14 protein-coding genes are annotated in these 16,504 nt (G+C 64.3%); 1 reads left to right on the top strand and 13 read right to left on the bottom strand.

Features of this window, described 5'->3' with window-relative positions:
- Positions 1-172: 172 nt before the first annotated feature.
- From astE to bamE, 13 genes are all read right to left on the bottom strand, one after another.
- Positions 173-1,225 (bottom strand): succinylglutamate desuccinylase, encoded by a 1,053-nt coding sequence (astE, locus tag BMW76_RS00540; RefSeq protein ID WP_177200273.1) that lies wholly within the window; start codon positions 1,223-1,225, stop codon positions 173-175.
- On the bottom strand, positions 1,209-2,549 hold the full coding sequence (astB, locus tag BMW76_RS00535) for an N-succinylarginine dihydrolase (protein WP_090861647.1): 1,341 nt from the start codon (positions 2,547-2,549) through the stop codon (positions 1,209-1,211). Before astB ends, astE begins: the two co-directional genes overlap by 17 nt.
- A 9-nt stretch (positions 2,550-2,558) precedes the next feature.
- Positions 2,559-4,022, bottom strand: coding sequence for a succinylglutamate-semialdehyde dehydrogenase (gene astD, locus BMW76_RS00530; RefSeq protein ID WP_090861645.1), 1,464 nt, complete (start codon positions 4,020-4,022; stop codon positions 2,559-2,561).
- 33 nt (positions 4,023-4,055) lie between these two features.
- Entirely contained in the window at positions 4,056-5,096 is a 1,041-nt protein-coding gene (gene astA, locus BMW76_RS00525) for an arginine N-succinyltransferase (protein ID WP_090861644.1), read from the bottom strand.
- Positions 5,093-6,145 (bottom strand): arginine/ornithine succinyltransferase subunit alpha, encoded by a 1,053-nt coding sequence (aruF, locus tag BMW76_RS00520; protein ID WP_090861642.1) that lies wholly within the window; start codon positions 6,143-6,145, stop codon positions 5,093-5,095. The genes astA and aruF overlap by 4 nt, the downstream gene beginning before the upstream one ends.
- Before the next feature lie 39 nt (positions 6,146-6,184).
- Positions 6,185-7,414, bottom strand: a complete 1,230-nt coding sequence (locus BMW76_RS00515) for an aspartate aminotransferase family protein (protein ID WP_090861640.1) — start codon at positions 7,412-7,414, stop codon at positions 6,185-6,187.
- Positions 7,415-8,507: 1,093 nt separating this feature from the next.
- The gene (locus tag BMW76_RS00510) at positions 8,508-9,575 is read right to left on the bottom strand and encodes a GlxA family transcriptional regulator (protein WP_090861638.1); all 1,068 of its coding nucleotides are present in this window, start codon (positions 9,573-9,575) and stop codon (positions 8,508-8,510) included.
- 37 nt (positions 9,576-9,612) lie between these two features.
- Positions 9,613-10,404 (bottom strand): ABC transporter ATP-binding protein, encoded by a 792-nt coding sequence (locus BMW76_RS00505; protein ID WP_090861636.1) that lies wholly within the window; start codon positions 10,402-10,404, stop codon positions 9,613-9,615.
- Positions 10,405-10,510: 106 nt separating this feature from the next.
- Entirely contained in the window at positions 10,511-11,224 is a 714-nt protein-coding gene (locus BMW76_RS00500) for an ABC transporter permease (protein WP_090861634.1), read from the bottom strand.
- Positions 11,225-11,252: 28 nt separating this feature from the next.
- On the bottom strand, positions 11,253-11,942 hold the full coding sequence (locus tag BMW76_RS00495; protein ID WP_090861632.1) for an ABC transporter permease: 690 nt from the start codon (positions 11,940-11,942) through the stop codon (positions 11,253-11,255).
- Between the two features lie 556 nt (positions 11,943-12,498).
- Positions 12,499-12,624, bottom strand: coding sequence for a hypothetical protein (locus BMW76_RS42400; RefSeq protein ID WP_281248474.1), 126 nt, complete (start codon positions 12,622-12,624; stop codon positions 12,499-12,501).
- 40 nt (positions 12,625-12,664) lie between these two features.
- Positions 12,665-13,669 carry a patatin-like phospholipase family protein gene (locus BMW76_RS00485; RefSeq protein ID WP_090861630.1) on the bottom strand — a complete coding sequence of 335 codons (1,005 nt, stop codon included), beginning with the start codon at positions 13,667-13,669 and terminating at the stop codon, positions 12,665-12,667.
- 219 nt (positions 13,670-13,888) lie between these two features.
- The gene (gene bamE, locus BMW76_RS00480) at positions 13,889-14,431 is read right to left on the bottom strand and encodes an outer membrane protein assembly factor BamE domain-containing protein (protein WP_090862454.1); all 543 of its coding nucleotides are present in this window, start codon (positions 14,429-14,431) and stop codon (positions 13,889-13,891) included.
- A gap of 987 nt (positions 14,432-15,418) precedes the next feature.
- Between bamE and BMW76_RS00470 the strand changes: the two genes are divergently transcribed.
- On the top strand, positions 15,419-16,411 hold the full coding sequence (locus tag BMW76_RS00470; RefSeq protein WP_090862452.1) for an LLM class flavin-dependent oxidoreductase: 993 nt from the start codon (positions 15,419-15,421) through the stop codon (positions 16,409-16,411).
- The last annotated feature ends 93 nt before the right edge of the window (positions 16,412-16,504 follow it).

Raw genomic sequence — 16,504 nt, 5'->3', positions numbered from 1 at the left:
TTTGCCTACTTTTCTTTGCGGCGGCAAAGAAAAGTAGGTGCCGCCCCGCACAGGGGCAACGCCCGCGCCGCGAGGCGCATCGCGGATGCCCGCGACAAGGGCAAAGCAAACGACCGCTAACGCGGATGCCAGCAGCAAGCCATAAAAACCCAAGCCGTCGCAGACAAAAAACCTACATCAACACCGAATGAGTCTCATCGGTAGTCTCAACGACCAGCAACCCCGCCCTCAACCCAGGCTTGACGGTCGCGTTAGGAAACACGATCCGCTCTTCGTCATGCCGCACGACATACCGATAATCGCCATCCCGCGCGAGCACCGTATCGCGCCCGAACGCGGTGAAGTTGGCCACATCCTTTGCGAGCAGCAACTCAAACGCATCGCTTTGCTTGGTGATCTGATCGATCACAGTAAACACGCGCGGCAACGCAAGCGAAGCATCCCCCGCCTCACCGGCGATGAGCTGTCGCACGGCATGATCCGCGCCGGCAAACCGCGACAAGTCGTTTTGCCCAAAGGGCCTTACCTTCCCGAGCTCCAACGTACAGGCATCCGCGCCACACGACTCGGCCGTGAAATGCGAGTATGTGTTGCCCTTCGTCGTATGCAGCAGCACAGCCGCGATACGCGCATCGCGCAGCCACTCGAACATCGAACGCGACAACGGCGCGCCCGTATGCGGCAACAACGCAAACTGTTCGAACACAGACGCGCGAATCGCCGTGTGCATGTCGATGTGCCAGCGCGCACCGGGCGCATCCGATGCATCGGCGAAAAAGCGCATCGCGATGCGCTCGAGCGCGGCAGCACGCGGCGCCTCGTGACTCTCGGGCAACTGCGCATGACGCCCGCTGAAAAGCCGGTTCAGATCGTCGTCGATATAGCGGCACGACTCGCGCATCGCTTGCACATTGCCGAGGATCACGAGCAGCCGGCACGCGAGCGCAACGCGTCCGTGCGCAATGTCGCGGACCAGAAACGACAGCAACTCGATGGGCGCCGTCTCGTCGCCATGAATGCCAGCGGACGCAAGCACGCTATGCACGTCGCCGCCCGATGACGCAGCGGGCTCGAACTGCAGCACGCCGTCGTCGATCCACGACCATTGCACGCCGTTCACGCACACGCCGGCGCGCGCATCGTCGGCAGGATGCGCGCCCGCGAGCGTGAACGCGAGAAAATCGTCGAGCATCGCCGGCACGGCCGTATCAGCGCTGGAAGTCATACAGCGATCCCAAACCCAGAATCTGCGTCAGTTCGTCGAGTGCAGTGCGCGACTCCGCGAGCAACTGCGGATCGGCCAGATCCAGCGGCGCGAGGCGGTCGCGATAGTGCTTCTCGATCCAGGCATCGAGCCGCGTGAAGAGACTATCGTCGATCCACACGCCCGGCGCCACCGCGCCACGCTCGGCATCGTTGAGCACCACACGCAGACGCAGGCACGCGGGCCCGCCGCCGTTCTTCATGCTCTCGCGTAGATCGAAAACAAGCACATCATCGATGGGCGCCTTGCCCGATGCAAGCTCGTCGAGATACGCCGCAACGCGCGGATTCTCGCGGCACTCCTGCGGCACCACCAGCACCTGGCGGCCGTCACCGCGCAACAGCAACTGGCTGTTGAACAGATACGACGTCACGGCATCGGCCACGCTCACCTGCGCGTCTGGCACTTCGATCACATTGAACTCGCCGTTGAGCTTCGACAGCTTCGCGCGCAGTTCGTCGTACACGGCCTGGTGATCGACGAACGCCAGCTGATGACAGAACAGCGTGCGCGCATTGCCCACCGCGATCACGTCGTTGTGGAACACGCCCGCGTCGATCACATCGGGCGTCTGTTGCGCGTACACCGTTGCATCGTCGGAAAGGCCATGACGATGCGCGACAGCACGGCTCGCCTCGAACGTCTGACGCGCAGGGTAACGCTTCGGCTCCGGTCCGCGGCGATACTCGCTGCGGCCGTAGACGAAGAATTCGACGCCCTTCGCGCCGTACTGCGCGCAAAAACGCGTGTGGTTCGCCGCGCCTTCGTCGCCGAGCGCGGGCGTGCCGGGCAACGCTTCGTGCACGACGAAGCGCGACGGGTCCGCGAAGATCGCGCGCAGCGTACGGCGCGTCGATTCGTGTTCGATCGCGCGATGCAGCTTGCTCGTCAGGTTCGCGGGCGTGAAGTGCACGCGGCCATCGTGCGTATCCGCGGACGGGCTGACGGTCGCGGCGTTCGCCGTCCACATCGCCGATGCGGAACTCGCCGCCGCGAGCAATTCGGGTGCATTCTTCGCGACGCGCGCGATCACGCTCGCTTCATCGCCGGAGAAACCCAGCTCGCGCAACAGGCGCATCGACGGCCGCTCCTGCGGCGGCAACACGCCCTGATTGAAACCAAGGTCCGCGAGCTGCTTCATCTTGCGCAGGCCCTGCTTCGCAGCGGCCTTCGGGTTCGCAACGGACTTCTCGTTGGTCTGCGACGCGACGTTGCCGAACGACAACCCCGCATAGTTGTGGGTCGGTCCGACGAGTCCGTCGAAATTCGCTTCAGTGGCTTGCATCGTCGATCCTTAGAAATGAAGACCCGGCGACACGCTCGCGGGCATTTGCAGTTGCGCGCTTTCGACTGACGCCATCGGGTACGCGCAGTAATCGGCCGCGTAATACGCGCTCGGCCGGTTGTTGCCCGAGCGCCCCGTGCCGCCGAATGGCGCCGCCGACGATGCACCATTGGTCGGCCGGTTCCAGTTCACGATGCCGGCGCGGATCGTACGCTGAAAGTGCATCCACAGCGCTTCGTCGTCGGCGAGCAGGCCTGCCGACAGACCGAACCCGGTATCGTTCGCGCCCGTGATCGCTTCGTCGAACGAACCGTAGCGAATGATCTGCGCAAGCGGACCGAAGTGCTCCTCGTCAGGCAGGCTTTGCACGTTCGTCACGTCGAGAATCGCGGGCTTCACGAAGCCGAGCTTCGGATCGCGCTGCGCCATCTTCAGGAGCGGCTTCGCGCCGTCGGCGATCAGGCGCGCCTGCGCTTCGACGAGACGCGCCGCCGCGCGCGCCGAAATCACGGCGCCCATGTACGGCTGCGGATCCGCGTTGTATTCGCCGACCGCGATGCGCGACGTCACGTCCACAAGGCGGTCGATGAAGCTGTCGCCGAACGCATCGTTCGGCACGAAGATGCGGCGCGCGCACGTGCAGCGCTGCCCGGCCGACAGGAACGCCGATTGAATCGTGTGATGCACGGCGGCGTCGATATCCGCGACGGGCGCGACGACGAGCGGGTTGTTGCCGCCCATCTCCAGCGCAAGCACGATCTCAGGCCGGCCGCCGAACTGCTTGTGCAGCAGCGTGCCCGTATCCGAGCTGCCCGTGAAGAAGAGGCCGTCGATCTGCCGATGATTCGCAAGCGCAATGCCCGTGTCCTTCTCGCCTTGCACGAGGTTCAGCACGCCAGCGGGCAGACCCGCGTCGCGCCACACTTCGACAGTGACGCGCGCGACGCCCGGCGCGAGTTCCGAAGGCTTGAACACGACGGCATTGCCCGCAATCAGCGCGGGCACGATATGCCCGTTCGGCAGATGCCCCGGAAAGTTGTACGGGCCGAACACGGCGACGACGCCATGCGGACGATGACGCAGCACAGCCGTGCCGTCCGCCATCGCGGCACGCCGTTCGCCTGTGCGCTCGTTGTACGACTGAATCGAGATCTCGACCTTCGCCGCCATCGACGCGGCTTCCGTGCGCGCTTCCCACAGCGGCTTGCCCGTTTCGCGGCCGATCGCCTCGGCGATCGCTTCCTTGCGTTCGTTGATCAGTGCAGCGAAGCGGCGCACGATGGCGATGCGCTCGTCCAGGCTCACGGCCGACCACACCGCGAACGCACGGCGCGCGCTCATCACGGCGCGATCGACATCGTCGGCCGATGCGCTATTGCCTTCCCACACCGTCGCGCCCGTGCCGGGGTTGCGCGATGCGAATGCGTGTCCTGTGCCGGCGATCCATTCGCCGTCGATGAAAAGCTCGCTCATGTCAGTCCTTGTTTCTCTCTCACTTACCTACGCTCATTTGCGTTTCAGCGGCAGCACGCGCACGGGCTCGCCTGCCTTCACGTTCAATGCCTCCGCCTCGTGCGCCGACAGACGGAACACGCCATCCTCGACGACGCCCGCCGCCACGCCCGTGCGGAAATCTGCAAGCGACGTGTTCGATACGAGCGAACGCGGGCCGCTTTCGGGCGCGGCGTCTTCCTGCGCTCGAACTGCGGAGATTTCGACGGGCACGACGATGCTCTCGCGCACCGTCCTCAAGTCGGCGACATGGCATTCGAGCACGGGGCCCGCATCGAAGATATCGACGTGATTCTCGTATCGCAGCCCTTCCGCTTCGAGCATCTTGCGCGCGGGCAGCGTATCGCTGTGCGTGAGGCCGATCGCCTGCTGCGCGTTCTCGGGCAGCAGCTCGACATACACGGGGAAGCGCGGCATCAGTTCAGCGAGGAACGACTTGCGGCCATGCGAGCTGAGATAGTCCGCTGCGTTGAAGTCGATCTGGTAGAAGTGCGAGCCGACCGCTCGCCAGAACGGGGACGTGCCGTCCGCATCGAAATGGCCGCGCAGCTCCGCACAGATACGCTGCGGGAAGCGGTCGCGGAACTGCGCGATGAACATGAAGCGCGAGCGCGACAGCAAGCCGCCGACGCCGTGCGCGCGATAACGCGGGCTCAGGAACAGCGAGCACACTTCCGCGTAACCCGTCAGGTCGTGCGAGATGTTGAGCGCGCGCATGCGCGTCCAGATGCCGAGATCCTGCGACGCGTGCACGACCGTGCTCACGCGATAGTTGTAGAACGGCTGCTCGAGTCCCACGGCCGTTTCGATTCCGCAGACACCGGCAATGTCCTTCGTCTGCGAATCTTCCATCACGAAGAAGTAGCCTTTCTCGTGCGATGCGGCCTTGTCCTCGATCGTGCGGCGCGCGCGCGCGATGCGCGCGGCGAGTGCATCGCGGTCCGGCTTGAAGGTCGTGAGACCGGGCCCCGTCTCCTGAGCGAGCGCGACGAGCGCATCCACATCGCCCGTCTGCACGACGCGAACGACGATCATTGTGCTTCTCCCGTAGTCTGTTTCTGTTCCTGCTGATGCAGCGGCACGCAGCGCACGGCCTCGCCGTCCTGCACGCCGAGCACATGACGTGCGGCAACCGGCAGCGGCGCGCCATCGTCCTTCTGCGCGGGCAGATCGGCGAGCACGCAGCGGAATTCGCCGGGCCTGTTGCTCGCGATCAGATACGTTGCGCCCTGTTGCGCCGATGCCTCGCGCACCGTGCGCGTCTCGTTGCGCGCCACGCATGTGCTGCGATCGACCTGTGCGGTGAGCACTGGGCCCGCATCGAAGATATCGACATAGCGGTCCGTCTCGAAGCCCTCTTCCATGTGGATGTCGTAGGCGAGCAGTGCCTTTTCGTCGGGCTCGCCGAGCACGCGCTGCGCGGCTTCGGGCAACAGCGGTACATAGATCGGATAGCTCGGCATCACTTCCGCGATGAACGTGCTGCTGCGTCCGCCCGACTGCACTTCGATATCCGCGAAATTGCGGCCGAAGAACTTGCGGCCGACGGCTTCCCAGAACGGCGACACGCCCGCGTCGTCCGTCACGCCGAGCAGCAGCGAGAAGACCTCGGACGTAAAGCGTTTGCGGTTCGCGGCGATGTACATCATGCGCGCGCGCGACATCAGGTGAGCGGCGGCATCGCCGCGCATCGCGGGGTCGATGTAGAAGCCGGCGAGACGGCTCTTGCCCGTCAGTTCATGCGACATCGTCAGCGCGTGGATCTTGCGGTTCACGTGCAGCTCGCGCGACGCATGAATGAGGGCGTCGTTGCGGAACACGTAGAACGGCTCCGAGTAGCCGGCTGCCGCGACGATGCTCGCCGTGCCGTGCAGCTTGCCCGTCTCGCTGTCCTCCAGCACGAAGAGATAGAACTCCTCGCCCGGAAAATCGACTTCCGCGCGAAACGAGTCCTCCGACAACGCGACGCGCGCCTCCAGCGCGCGTCGGTCGTGCGGCAGCGAGTGCAGCACGGGCTGCGCGTTGCGCGCCATCTGTTGCAAGGCGTCGAGATCGGCCAGGCGGCCAGGGCGGACGAAGAGCATCGTGGTCTCGTGTAATGAAGCTTTAATGTGGCTCGTGGATTACTTGGCCAGCGCCGTGGCGCCGACGACTTCCTCGATCGCCTTTTCGAAGCGCGCGAGACCTTCGTTCATGTCGTCGAGCGGAATGATCAGCGACGGCGCGAAACGCAGCACATCGGGACCCGCCATCAGCATGATCACGCCGTGCTTGCCCGCTGCCGTCACGAAATCTTTCGCGCGGCCCTTGTACGCGTCCGTGAGTTCCGCGCCGATCAGCAGGCCCTTGCCGCGCACTTCGCTGAAAATGCCGAAGCGTTCGTTGATCTTCGCGAGCGTCGCCTTCAGTGCTTCGCTGCGCGCGCGCACGCCTTCGAGCAGCTTCGGATCGCTGACGAGATCGACCACCTTCAGCGCGATCGCCGTCGCGAGCGGATTGCCGCCATATGTCGTGCCGTGAACGCCGACCTTGAAGTGGGCGGCGAGTTCTTTCGTGGTCAGCATCGCGCCGATCGGGAAGCCGTTGCCGAGCGCCTTCGCCGTCGTCAGGACGTCGGGCGTCACACCCGTGTCTTCGTACGCGTAGAAGAAGCCCGTGCGGCCCACGCCCGTCTGCACTTCATCGAAAATCAGCAGCGCGTTGTGCTGGTCGCATGCTTCGCGCAGCGCCTTCAGGAACGCGGGATCGGCGGGAATCACGCCGCCTTCGCCCTGCACCGGCTCGACGATCACCGCACACGTCTTCGGGCCGATGGCCGCGCGCGCCGCGTCGATGTCGTTGTACGGCAGATGCCGGATGCCCGCAGGCACGGGGCCGAAGCCTTCCGAATACTTGGGCTGGCCGCCGACGCTCACCGTGAAGAAGGTGCGGCCATGAAACGACTGCGTGAACGAGATGATTTCGTCCTTGTCCGCGCCGAAGCGCTCGAAGGCGACGCGGCGCGCGAGTTTCAGCGCGGCTTCGTTGGCTTCCGCGCCCGAGTTCGCGAAGAACGCGCGATCGGCGAAGGTCAGTTCTTCGAGACGCTTTGCCAGACGCAGCACGGGCTCGTTCGTGTAACCGTTACCGATGTGCCACAGCTTCGCACCCTGATCGTGCAGAACGTTCAGCAGTTCCGGATGCGCGTGGCCGAGCGCCGTCACGGCGATGCCGCCTGCGAAGTCGATGTAGTCCTTGCCTTGCGTATCCCACACGCGGGAGCCGACGCCGCGGTCCGGCACGAAAGACGCCGGCGCGAATACGGGGACCATGACTTCGTCGAAGGTCTGGCGGGTTACGTTCTGGTCGTTCATGGCGGGTCCTTGGGGCTCGTTCACAGTAATGGTTCCTAGTGTAGGTGACGTGGCGCGAGGCGTCTTGCGTGGAAGCGACGGGTTCTTTTTAATGTCTCGCGACGCTGTTTTGGTTTTTTGCCCTTGTCGCGGGCATCCGGTTATTTCAGCGTGCCGCTGGCATCCACGCGTGCGTTCGTTTGCCTTGACCTTCGCTGGCATCCGCGATGCGTTGGTTTGTCTTGCCCTTCGCGGGCATCCGCGATGCGTTGGTTTGCCTTGCCCTTCGCGGGCATCCGCGTTAGCGGTCGTTTGCTTTGCCCTTGTCGCGGGCATCCGCGATGCGTTGGTTTGCCTTGCCCTTCGCGGGCATCCGCGATGCGTTGGTTTGCCTTGCCCTTCGCGGGCATCCGCGATTGCGCCTCGCGGCGCGAGCGTTGCCCCTGTGCGGGGCGGCACCTACTTTTCTTTGCCGCCGCAAAGAAAAGTAGGCAAAAGAAAGCGGGCTAACACCGCCAATGCTTGACGATTACCCACGGGCTCTCAACATCCCCGTGTTTCGCGCGGCAATGTGCGGGCTTGCGTTCGTTGCCAACGCTCTGGCTCAACGCCTCACCCGCTTCATACACGCGTGGTACAGCTAAAGGTATCGAGCGTTTCAGCGCCGCATGTCGGTAGTGAATGAGGTTGCTGTGTCGTACAGGACGCCGCCCGCACTTGAGCCGCATCGCGTAGGAAGGTTTCTTGTGCGGTGCGACTGCCTACACACAGTTTGCCGCAAAGGGGCCGAAGATCTTCGACGTCGCGGGCTGCAACACGGGTGCATGAAGTAGGTGAGGCGCTTGAGTAGTGCGCTGGCAACGAATGCACGTCAGTACGCTGCCGCATGAAGGATGGGGACGTTGAGAGCCCGTGGGTAATCGTCAAGCACTGGCGGTGTGAGCCCGCTTTCTTTTGCCTACTTTTCTTTGCGGCGGCAAAGAAAAGTAGGTGCCGCCCCGCACAGGGGCAACGCCCGCGCCGCGAGGCGCATCGCGGATGCCCGCGGCAAGGGCAAAGCAACCATCGCATCGCGGATGCCAGCGGCACGCTGAAATAACCACAACAAAAACCTTCACCCCCCGCCAGCATCAGGCGGCTCTATCATCGCCGCCGGCCGCGGCTCATCGATGCCCGCACGCGCAGCCCCAACCCCACCCCCGTGCTGCTTCTCGATCCAGTTGCGCCGCTCTTCGCGCGGCGTCACGCCGAACCGCTCGCGGTAAGCATTGGAAAAGTGCGCCGCCGACGAGAACCCGCACGCAAGGCTGATCTGCACGACCGACTTGCTCGTGCGCTGCAACTGCGTGCGCGCCTTCGCAAGGCGCAGCCCCAGGTAGTATTTCGACGGCATCGAGCCGAGGTACTGGCGAAAAAGACGTTCCAACTGCCGGCGCGATACGCCGACCAGACCCGCGATCTCGTCCGAGGTCAATGGGTCTTCGATGTTCGCTTCCATCAGCAGCAACGCGTCGTTCAAACGCGGATGGCGCTCGCCCGGCGCCGTCACAAACGGAATGCGCTGGCGCTCCTCGCCCGAGCGCAGTGTGCCGACGCCCATCGTGTCCGCGATGCGTTCCGCCAACTCCGGGCCGTGTTCGCGGCCGATCATCGCGAGCATGAAATCGACGGTCGCCTGGCCGCCCGCGCAAGTCGCACGGTCACGGTCGATCTCGAAGATCTGCTGCGTGACGATCGAGCGCTCGAATTGCTCCGTGAACTGCTGGTACGTCTCCCAGTTCACGCTCACGCGATAGCCGGACAACTGCCCCGCCATCGCGAGCCACCAGACGCCATGATGAATGCCCGTCACCAGCGGCGTGCGCTGGCCGACGCGCGACAGGCTCGCAAGGAACAGGCGGTAATCCGCGAATTGCTGGAACCGTTCGCTGACGATGATCAGCCAGTCGCATGAAACGGCATCGCCGAACGCGGCGTCGGCGGGCCAGTGCGCGCCGCCCGCAAGCGGCACGGGCCGGCCGTCCCACGAACACACCTGCCAGCGGTACAGCGCGCGGCCGTCGATTTCATTGGCAAGATTCAGCGCATCGACGATGGGGCCCACGCCCGACATCGAGACGGGCGGCAACGCGACGATCGCGACCTGGGTCGTGCGTGCCGGACTGGACGACGGGCGTGCCATTGATGTGTGCTGCAAAGTAGTGCCGCGCGATACGGGATTACTTGAGGCTGCCGGACAGGAACTGCTTCAGGCGCTCGCTCTTCGGCGTGACCAGCACCTCGGACGGCACGCCCTCTTCCTCCGTGCGCCCCTGATGCAGGAACATCACATGGTTCGACACGTTGCGCGCGAAACCCATTTCGTGCGTGACGACGATCATCGTGCGGCCCTCGTCGGCGAGCTTTTGCATTACCTTCAGCACTTCGCCGACGAGCTCGGGGTCGAGCGCGGAAGTCGGCTCGTCGAACAGCATCACGTCGGGATGCATCGCCAGCGCGCGAGCAATCGCCACGCGCTGTTGCTGGCCGCCCGACAGATGCGACGGATACTGCTTCTCGAGACGCGGCGCGAGGCCCACTTTCTCGAGGTATTCGCGCGCGCGGTCTTCCGCTTCCTTGCGCGGCACCCCGAGCACATGGATGGGCGCCTCGATCACGTTCTCCAGCACATTCATGTGCGCCCACAGATTGAAGTGCTGGAACACCATCGCGAGCTTCGTGCGAATGCGCTGCAACTGCTTGTGATCCGCGACTTCGAAGTTGCCGTGGCGGTCGACTTTCGTGCGCACCGCTTCGCCATCGACGATGATCTGTCCGGCATTCGGCCGCTCGAGAAAGTTGATGCAGCGCAGGAACGTGCTCTTGCCCGACCCGCTCGCACCGATGATGCTGATCACGTCGCCCTTGTTGGCGTTCAGCGAAACGCCCTTGAGCACTTCGTTATCGCCATAGCGCTTGTGGATGTCCTGCACGGCGAGCTTGCAGGCTTCCGTTTGAGTCGTGTGGAGCAAGATGCTCTCCCAGAGTGAAGACGGGTGAAACGAATGCTTCGATGCTGTCGGGCGGCCGATCGATCAAGGCGAACGATGCGCACATGCGCTGCGGCGCGAAGCCCGGTCAATGCCCGCGTACGGCCAGATGCGCGAGCCAGTGACGCTCGGCGCGCCGGAACAGCGCAACCAGCGCGAACGATACAGCAAGATAGATCAGCGCCGCGAGCCCGAATGCCTCGAACGAGCGGTACGTCGCCGAGTTCGCATCGCGCGCGACCTTCAGCACGTCGGGCACAGTCGCCGTGAAGGCAACGGTGGTCGCGTGCAGCATCAGGATCACTTCGTTACTGTACAACGGCAGCGCGCGGCGCAGCGCGGACGGTATCACGATACGCCGGTACATCGTGAACCAGCTCATCCCATAAGCACGCGCGGCTTCGACTTCGCCATGCGGCGTCGCGCGGATCGCGCCTGCGAAAATCTCCGTCGTGTACGCGCACGTGTTCAACGCGAACGCGAGGATCGCGCAGTGAAAGCCGCTGCGGAAAAAGGTGTCGAGCAACGCATGCGAGCGCACGAACTCGAGGCTATACATGCCCGTGTAGATCAGCAGCAGCTGCACGTAGAGCGGCGTGCCGCGAAACACGTACGTGTAGAAGCGCACGGGCATCGAAAGCCAGCGCTTCTTCGACACGCGCGCGACGGCAAGCGGTATCGACGTCACGAAGCCGATGCCGATCGATGCGACCAGCAGCCACAACGTGACGGCAAGCCCCGAGATGCGCTGGCCGTCCCAATAGAGGAACGCGCGCCAGAACTGGTTGAGGATGTCGATCATGGTCGTCGTCTCCAGCGGAATCGGGCAGTCAGAGTTCGGCGTGCCGCACGCCCGTCGAATAGCGCTTGTCCAGCCAGATCAGCACGAGATTCGATACGGTCGTGATCGCGAGATAGATCAGCGCGGCGACGAGGATGAAAAAGAACATGTTGAAGGTGCTCTTGCCGGCGTCCTGCGCGGCCTTGACGACATCGGCGAGCCCGATGATCGACACGAGCGCCGTCGCCTTCACGAGCACCTGCCAGTTGTTGCCGATGCCGGGCAGCGCGAAGCGCATCATCTGCGGGAACAGGATGCGGGCGAACACGCGCGCACCGCTCATGCCATACGCCGCGCCCGCTTCGAGCTGGCCGCGCGGCACGGCGAGAAACGCGCCGCGAAACGTCTCGGTGAAGTACGCGCCATAGATGAAGCCGAGCGTCAGCACGCCCGCGACGAACGGATCGATGTCGAATTGCGGCAGGCCGAGCGCGTCCGTCAGATTGTTGATGGCGATCTGGATGCTGTAGAAGAGCAGCAGCATCAGCACGAGATCGGGCACCGAGCGGATCAGCGTCGTGTAGCCCGTCGCGATCGCGCGCAGCGGGCGGTTGAACGACAGCTTCGCGGCCGCGCCGATCAGGCCGAGCACGACGGCCGCCGCCAGCGAAAGAACCGACAGCTCGATCGTCTTGATCGTGCCGTCGAGAAGCACCGGGCCAAAGCCATAAAGAATCACGCGCGTCTCCTTGTCCCATGCAAAGCTGTCGACCAGAGTTGGCGCTTTAGCTGTCGGCTGGAGTCAGTGCTTTAGCACTGACTCCCGTCCCATGCAAAGCAGAATCGTTCGAAAGCCGCATCAACTGCGGCATGGCGCGGATACTCGCAGGCAAAAATACTTTCTCAAACCGGACCGATCAGCTCTTGTGCATCGCAACATCTTCAATGGCGACGGATGGCTAGCGTTGAAGGCCCGCAGACTCGGGCGCTATCGGTTTGTAAGCGGGCGCCGTGCGCAATCGGCGTGCCGTGATTTCGCAAGTTTCGGGTCGCTTTTTCGATAGACGCGCAAGCCGTGCGAAAAGGCCGCAAACCCGCGCCGATTGGGGCTTTCCCTGAATGACAAGCGCCTTTCGCGCGGCGACGCGCGTGGCGTCGAAGCCGCATTCTTCGCCGCGCGCCAGACTTGCTGATGCGAGCGTCGCGGAGTCAGGGCGAAGTGTCATGCGGCGATTCTGGTCCGGTGATGGTGCGTCACTGAGCGCGAGAACCCAGCGCCAGCCGGATGGGCGCCTCTAGTCGGCGTTCGAGCCTTCGCCCGTCACGAACGCGCTGAGCGCCTGCGTGATCCTGTTCACCGACGACACGACGAGCGCCAGTTCGGGCAAGCGCGTGTGCCGCATCATCGCGGCCAAACGCACGGAAGGCGCCGGGGATTGAAGGCGAACCGGCACAAGTGCGTCAATCGATCGCGAGACACGCGCGAATGGCGGGCAGCATGGCCTCGACGGCCGCGCGCCCTTCCTCGATCGCGGGCTCCGCGCGATGGAAATCGAAAATGCCCATGCCGCCCAGACGCGGCTGGATCAGGATGTCGGCGGGCTCGCCCGCGAGGCGGCTGCGCGTGATCCGCACCTGCATGATGTCGATGCTTTGCGCGATCGAGCTGAGCAACGAAGGCACGCGCGCGCTCGGCGCGGCCGGCACGCGCACGTCGCGCGAATATTCCGGCGACGGCTGCAACCAGTCCGGAAACGGCTTGCCGTTGCGCCGTAACAGCGGCGAAGGCTCAGCCGTGGCGATCGCGGGCGCGGGCGCATCGGGATCGACGCCGACGGGCTGCGCCTCTTCGACAGGCACGGGCGGCAGATCGACCACCGCACCGCCGAAATCGCGGCCGTTAAGAAGATCATTGTTCAGATCGACGGCGATCACGTAGTCCGCCCGCATCCCGCGCGCAACGGAAACGGGCACGGGATTCGACAGCCCGCCGTCGACGAGCCACACGCCATCGTGCAGAACGGGCGTAAAGATGCCGGGGATCGCAATCGACGCGCGCACCGCATCGACCACGCCGCCATCCTGCAGCCACGTCTCGCGGCCCGAATCGAGCTCGGTCGCGACGGCGGCGAACGGCATGTCCAGCTGGTTGATCTCGCGGCCGTTAAAGCGGTTCGCAAACACCTGGATGACTTTCTTGCCGCCGAGCAGACCGCCCGAGATACGCAGATCGAGCAGCCGCACCACCGTCTGCCACGTGAGCCGCGACACCCACTCCTCGAGCCAGTCGAGATCGCCGTTCGCGTAGACGGCGCCGACCAGCGCGCCGATCGACGTCCCCACGACGATATCCGGCCTGATCCCCGCATCGTGCAGCGCGCGAATCGCACCGATATGCGCCCAGCCCCGCGCAGCGCCCCCGCCGAGCACGAGGCCGATGCGCCGGTAGCGTCTTTGAGTTGACACCGTTGTTCTCTCCCTTGCTTCCAGCCATTTTTATGATTGGACCGGCGTTTTCGGCGTTTGTTTTAATCGGCCGCTGTTGCCTTCGATATTTTCACGCATGGCATTTCGCGCCCGATATTTCGCGCTTCGTATCCGGTCGTGGTCGTCGCCCGGCGAGTATCGTCCTCCGGTTGCTTCGCGGTCTCGCGTGCTTCGTGCTTTGCGCTGCTTCGTAGTTCGTCAATGGCCGCGCATCACGTCCGAGCGCGACGTCGCGTAGACGACGTGATTGACGTCGAAATGCACATTGAAAAAGCCCTCCTCGGTGACGCCGCCTTCGCGCCACTTCCAGCTCCATACCGTCTCGGGCTTGAGCGGATAGACGGCCACTTCGCCGGGCTTGCCGAGCAGGCGGCGCACTTCGTCTTCCGTCATGCCCGGGCGGATCTTCGCGAAGTTCGCGGCCGTCAGCACTTGCGTGATCGCTTGCAGCGTGCCGTCCGGAGCGATGTCGACCATGTACGTGTTGAGCCCTTGCGGGCCGCGCGGATATTCGAGCCGCTTCGAGCCGTCGGTGAAATCGCGTTCGGTTTCGGGCTTGCCCATCTGGTCGCGAATCTGCGCTTCCGTCGTGACGCCGGGCGTGAGGCCTTTCAGAAGCAGCGCATCCGGTTTGACGGCGTTGAAAAATTCCTTGAGTTTTTGCACGGCCTGATCGCTTTGCTGTTGGTCGCAGCCGGCAAGCGCGGAGAGCGCGCCCGCCACCGCTGCGAAAAGCATCATGTTGCGCAACGAGGTGCGGATAACCATCTTCGATGACATGTCAATCACATAGTGTGAACGACAGAGAGGATAACCCGCTCGACGGCGAAACCGAGAGCGAGCGGAACGCAGATGTGTTTGGAAAGTTAAAGAATTGCTACGCGAGATTTCGCGCGTGCGGAGAAGTGCGGAAATGCTGAGTGAGGAGACGTGCCGGGATAGCGGATTGCACGAGCGCGTGCATGAATGAGGGCCCGGCCGACGCAACCGGTTCACTGCGAACAACGCAGGCCGCAGACGCAAGCCATGGATAAGAGCCGCCGTGCAGTTAGCGTTTCGGCCAGAAGCCCTTGGGGCATCTGGCCGTCGCGCAATTTCACCACTTGATCGGCCGCCGGAGCGACGGCCACTGGCCCCTCGACTGTCCCGCAAATGCTGACAATCTAGCGTCCGCGTGCGAATTGCGCGAGAGCGCGTTTACACCGAATCGGCTGATGAATCGCAAGCTGGCGGTGCCGATTTCGCGGGCGCGCGCAAAGATAGCAGGCGGGCAATGCGTGCCCGGCTGACCCGGCCGGCCCGGTTCGCCCGGGTGTGTGCTGCGTAGCCGACCTACGCGTGACGTGACGGACCGACCGGCGTCGAGGTCCGTGGAGGCCGCCGCTTCGCCACGCGAAAACGCGCCGCGCAGTTTCGCGTCGTCGACGGCGACGCCTTGACCCTAACGCACGGACGCGCCGGACTCTGTGCGAGGACACACGCATCGAAGCAGACGGCAACACATGCCGAGCCGTGTTTTCAAGGTGCTCTGCCGTCGGGCGCGCGGCCTCGCTGTTCCGCGCTTGCCGGGTTTGCAACCAACAATGGCCGCGACCCTCCCGCCGTCAGGGGCACGATCACGCCACCAGCGCGAATGAGGACGCTTTGGCACAATCCGGTTTTGCCCTGCCGAGCCGGCTCGCCCATCGCCCCTTGCAGCGGACGATGGTTGGCCGCACATCCATTGCCATGATTCCTTTTTCGGTCCTCGATCTTTCGCCCATCACGGCCGGCGGAAGCGCCGCCGACGCGTTCCGCAACACGCTCGATCTCGCGCGGCACGCCGAGCAATGGGGCTACAAGCGCTACTGGCTCGCCGAGCACCACAACATGACGGGCATCGCGAGCGCGGCGACGTCCGTCGTGATCGCGCATGTCGCGGGCGGCACGAAGACGATCCGCGTCGGCTCGGGCGGTGTGATGCTGCCGAATCACGCGCCCCTCGTGATCGCCGAGCAGTTCGGCACGCTGGCGTCGCTTTTTCCGGGGCGCATCGATCTCGGCCTCGGCCGCGCGCCCGGCACGGACCAGACGACGGCCCGCGCGCTGCGTCGCGATCTGCACGGCAGCGCCGATTCGTTTCCCGACGACGTCGTCGAATTGCAGCGCTATTTCGCCGATCCCGTGCCGGGCCAGCGCGTGCGCGCCGTGCCGGGCGCTGGGCTGCACGTGCCGCTGTGGCTGCTCGGGTCGAGCCTTTTCAGCGCGCAACTGGCAGCGGCGCTCGGCCTGCCGTTCGCGTTCGCCTCGCACTTCGCGCCTGACTACATGATGCAGGCGCTGCATGTATATCGCGCGCAGTTCCAGCCGTCGGAGACGCTCAAAAAGCCGTACGTGATGGTCGGCGTGAATCTGTTCGCCGCCGATACGAACGAACAGGCACAACGCCTCTTCACGTCGTTGCAGCAGCAGTTCATCAATCTGAGGCGCGGCACGCCAGGCCAACTGCAACCGCCCGTCGATCGCATCGACGCATCCGAGATGGAGTTGAGCAGTGTGCGTCATTCGCTCGCGTACTCGGTCATCGGCGATCGCGACACGGTACGCGAAGGCCTGCAATCGATCACCGAGCAGACGGGCGCGAACGAACTGATGCTGACCGCGCAGATCTACGATCACGCGGCGCGGCTGCGTTCATTCGAGATCGGCGCGCAGGTGCGCGACGAAATCGGCGTGAAGTGAAAGCTTGAGCAGTTGCGATACGGCCGGCGCGTCGTGCATGCGAGTCGGCGCACCACGGCAATGACAGGCACACAAGACGCCGGCGAAGGCGGC

Source organism: Paraburkholderia diazotrophica, from assembly GCF_900108945.1.
GTDB classification, from domain to species: Bacteria; Pseudomonadota; Gammaproteobacteria; order Burkholderiales; family Burkholderiaceae; genus Paraburkholderia; species Paraburkholderia diazotrophica.
Note: the sequence above shows the minus strand (reverse complement) of the source record. Positions and strands in the feature narration are given on the sequence as shown.

Coding starts and splice junctions, on each gene's coding strand:
- astB (WP_090861647.1), bottom strand. CDS start 2,549: ATGCAAGCCACTGAAGCGAATTTCGACGGACTCGTCGGACCGACCCAC.
- astE (WP_177200273.1), bottom strand. CDS start 1,225: ATGACTTCCAGCGCTGATACGGCCGTGCCGGCGATGCTCGACGATTTT.
- astA (WP_090861644.1), bottom strand. CDS start 5,096: ATGATCGTCGTTCGCGTCGTGCAGACGGGCGATGTGGATGCGCTCGTC.
- BMW76_RS00515 (WP_090861640.1), bottom strand. CDS start 7,414: ATGAACGACCAGAACGTAACCCGCCAGACCTTCGACGAAGTCATGGTC.
- astD (WP_090861645.1), bottom strand. CDS start 4,022: ATGAGCGAGCTTTTCATCGACGGCGAATGGATCGCCGGCACAGGACAC.
- BMW76_RS00500 (WP_090861634.1), bottom strand. CDS start 11,224: ATGATCGACATCCTCAACCAGTTCTGGCGCGCGTTCCTCTATTGGGAC.
- BMW76_RS00510 (WP_090861638.1), bottom strand. CDS start 9,575: ATGGCACGCCCGTCGTCCAGTCCGGCACGCACGACCCAGGTCGCGATC.
- bamE (WP_090862454.1), bottom strand. CDS start 14,431: ATGATGCTTTTCGCAGCGGTGGCGGGCGCGCTCTCCGCGCTTGCCGGC.
- aruF (WP_090861642.1), bottom strand. CDS start 6,145: ATGCTCTTCGTCCGCCCTGGCCGCCTGGCCGATCTCGACGCCTTGCAA.
- BMW76_RS00470 (WP_090862452.1), top strand. CDS start 15,419: ATGATTCCTTTTTCGGTCCTCGATCTTTCGCCCATCACGGCCGGCGGA.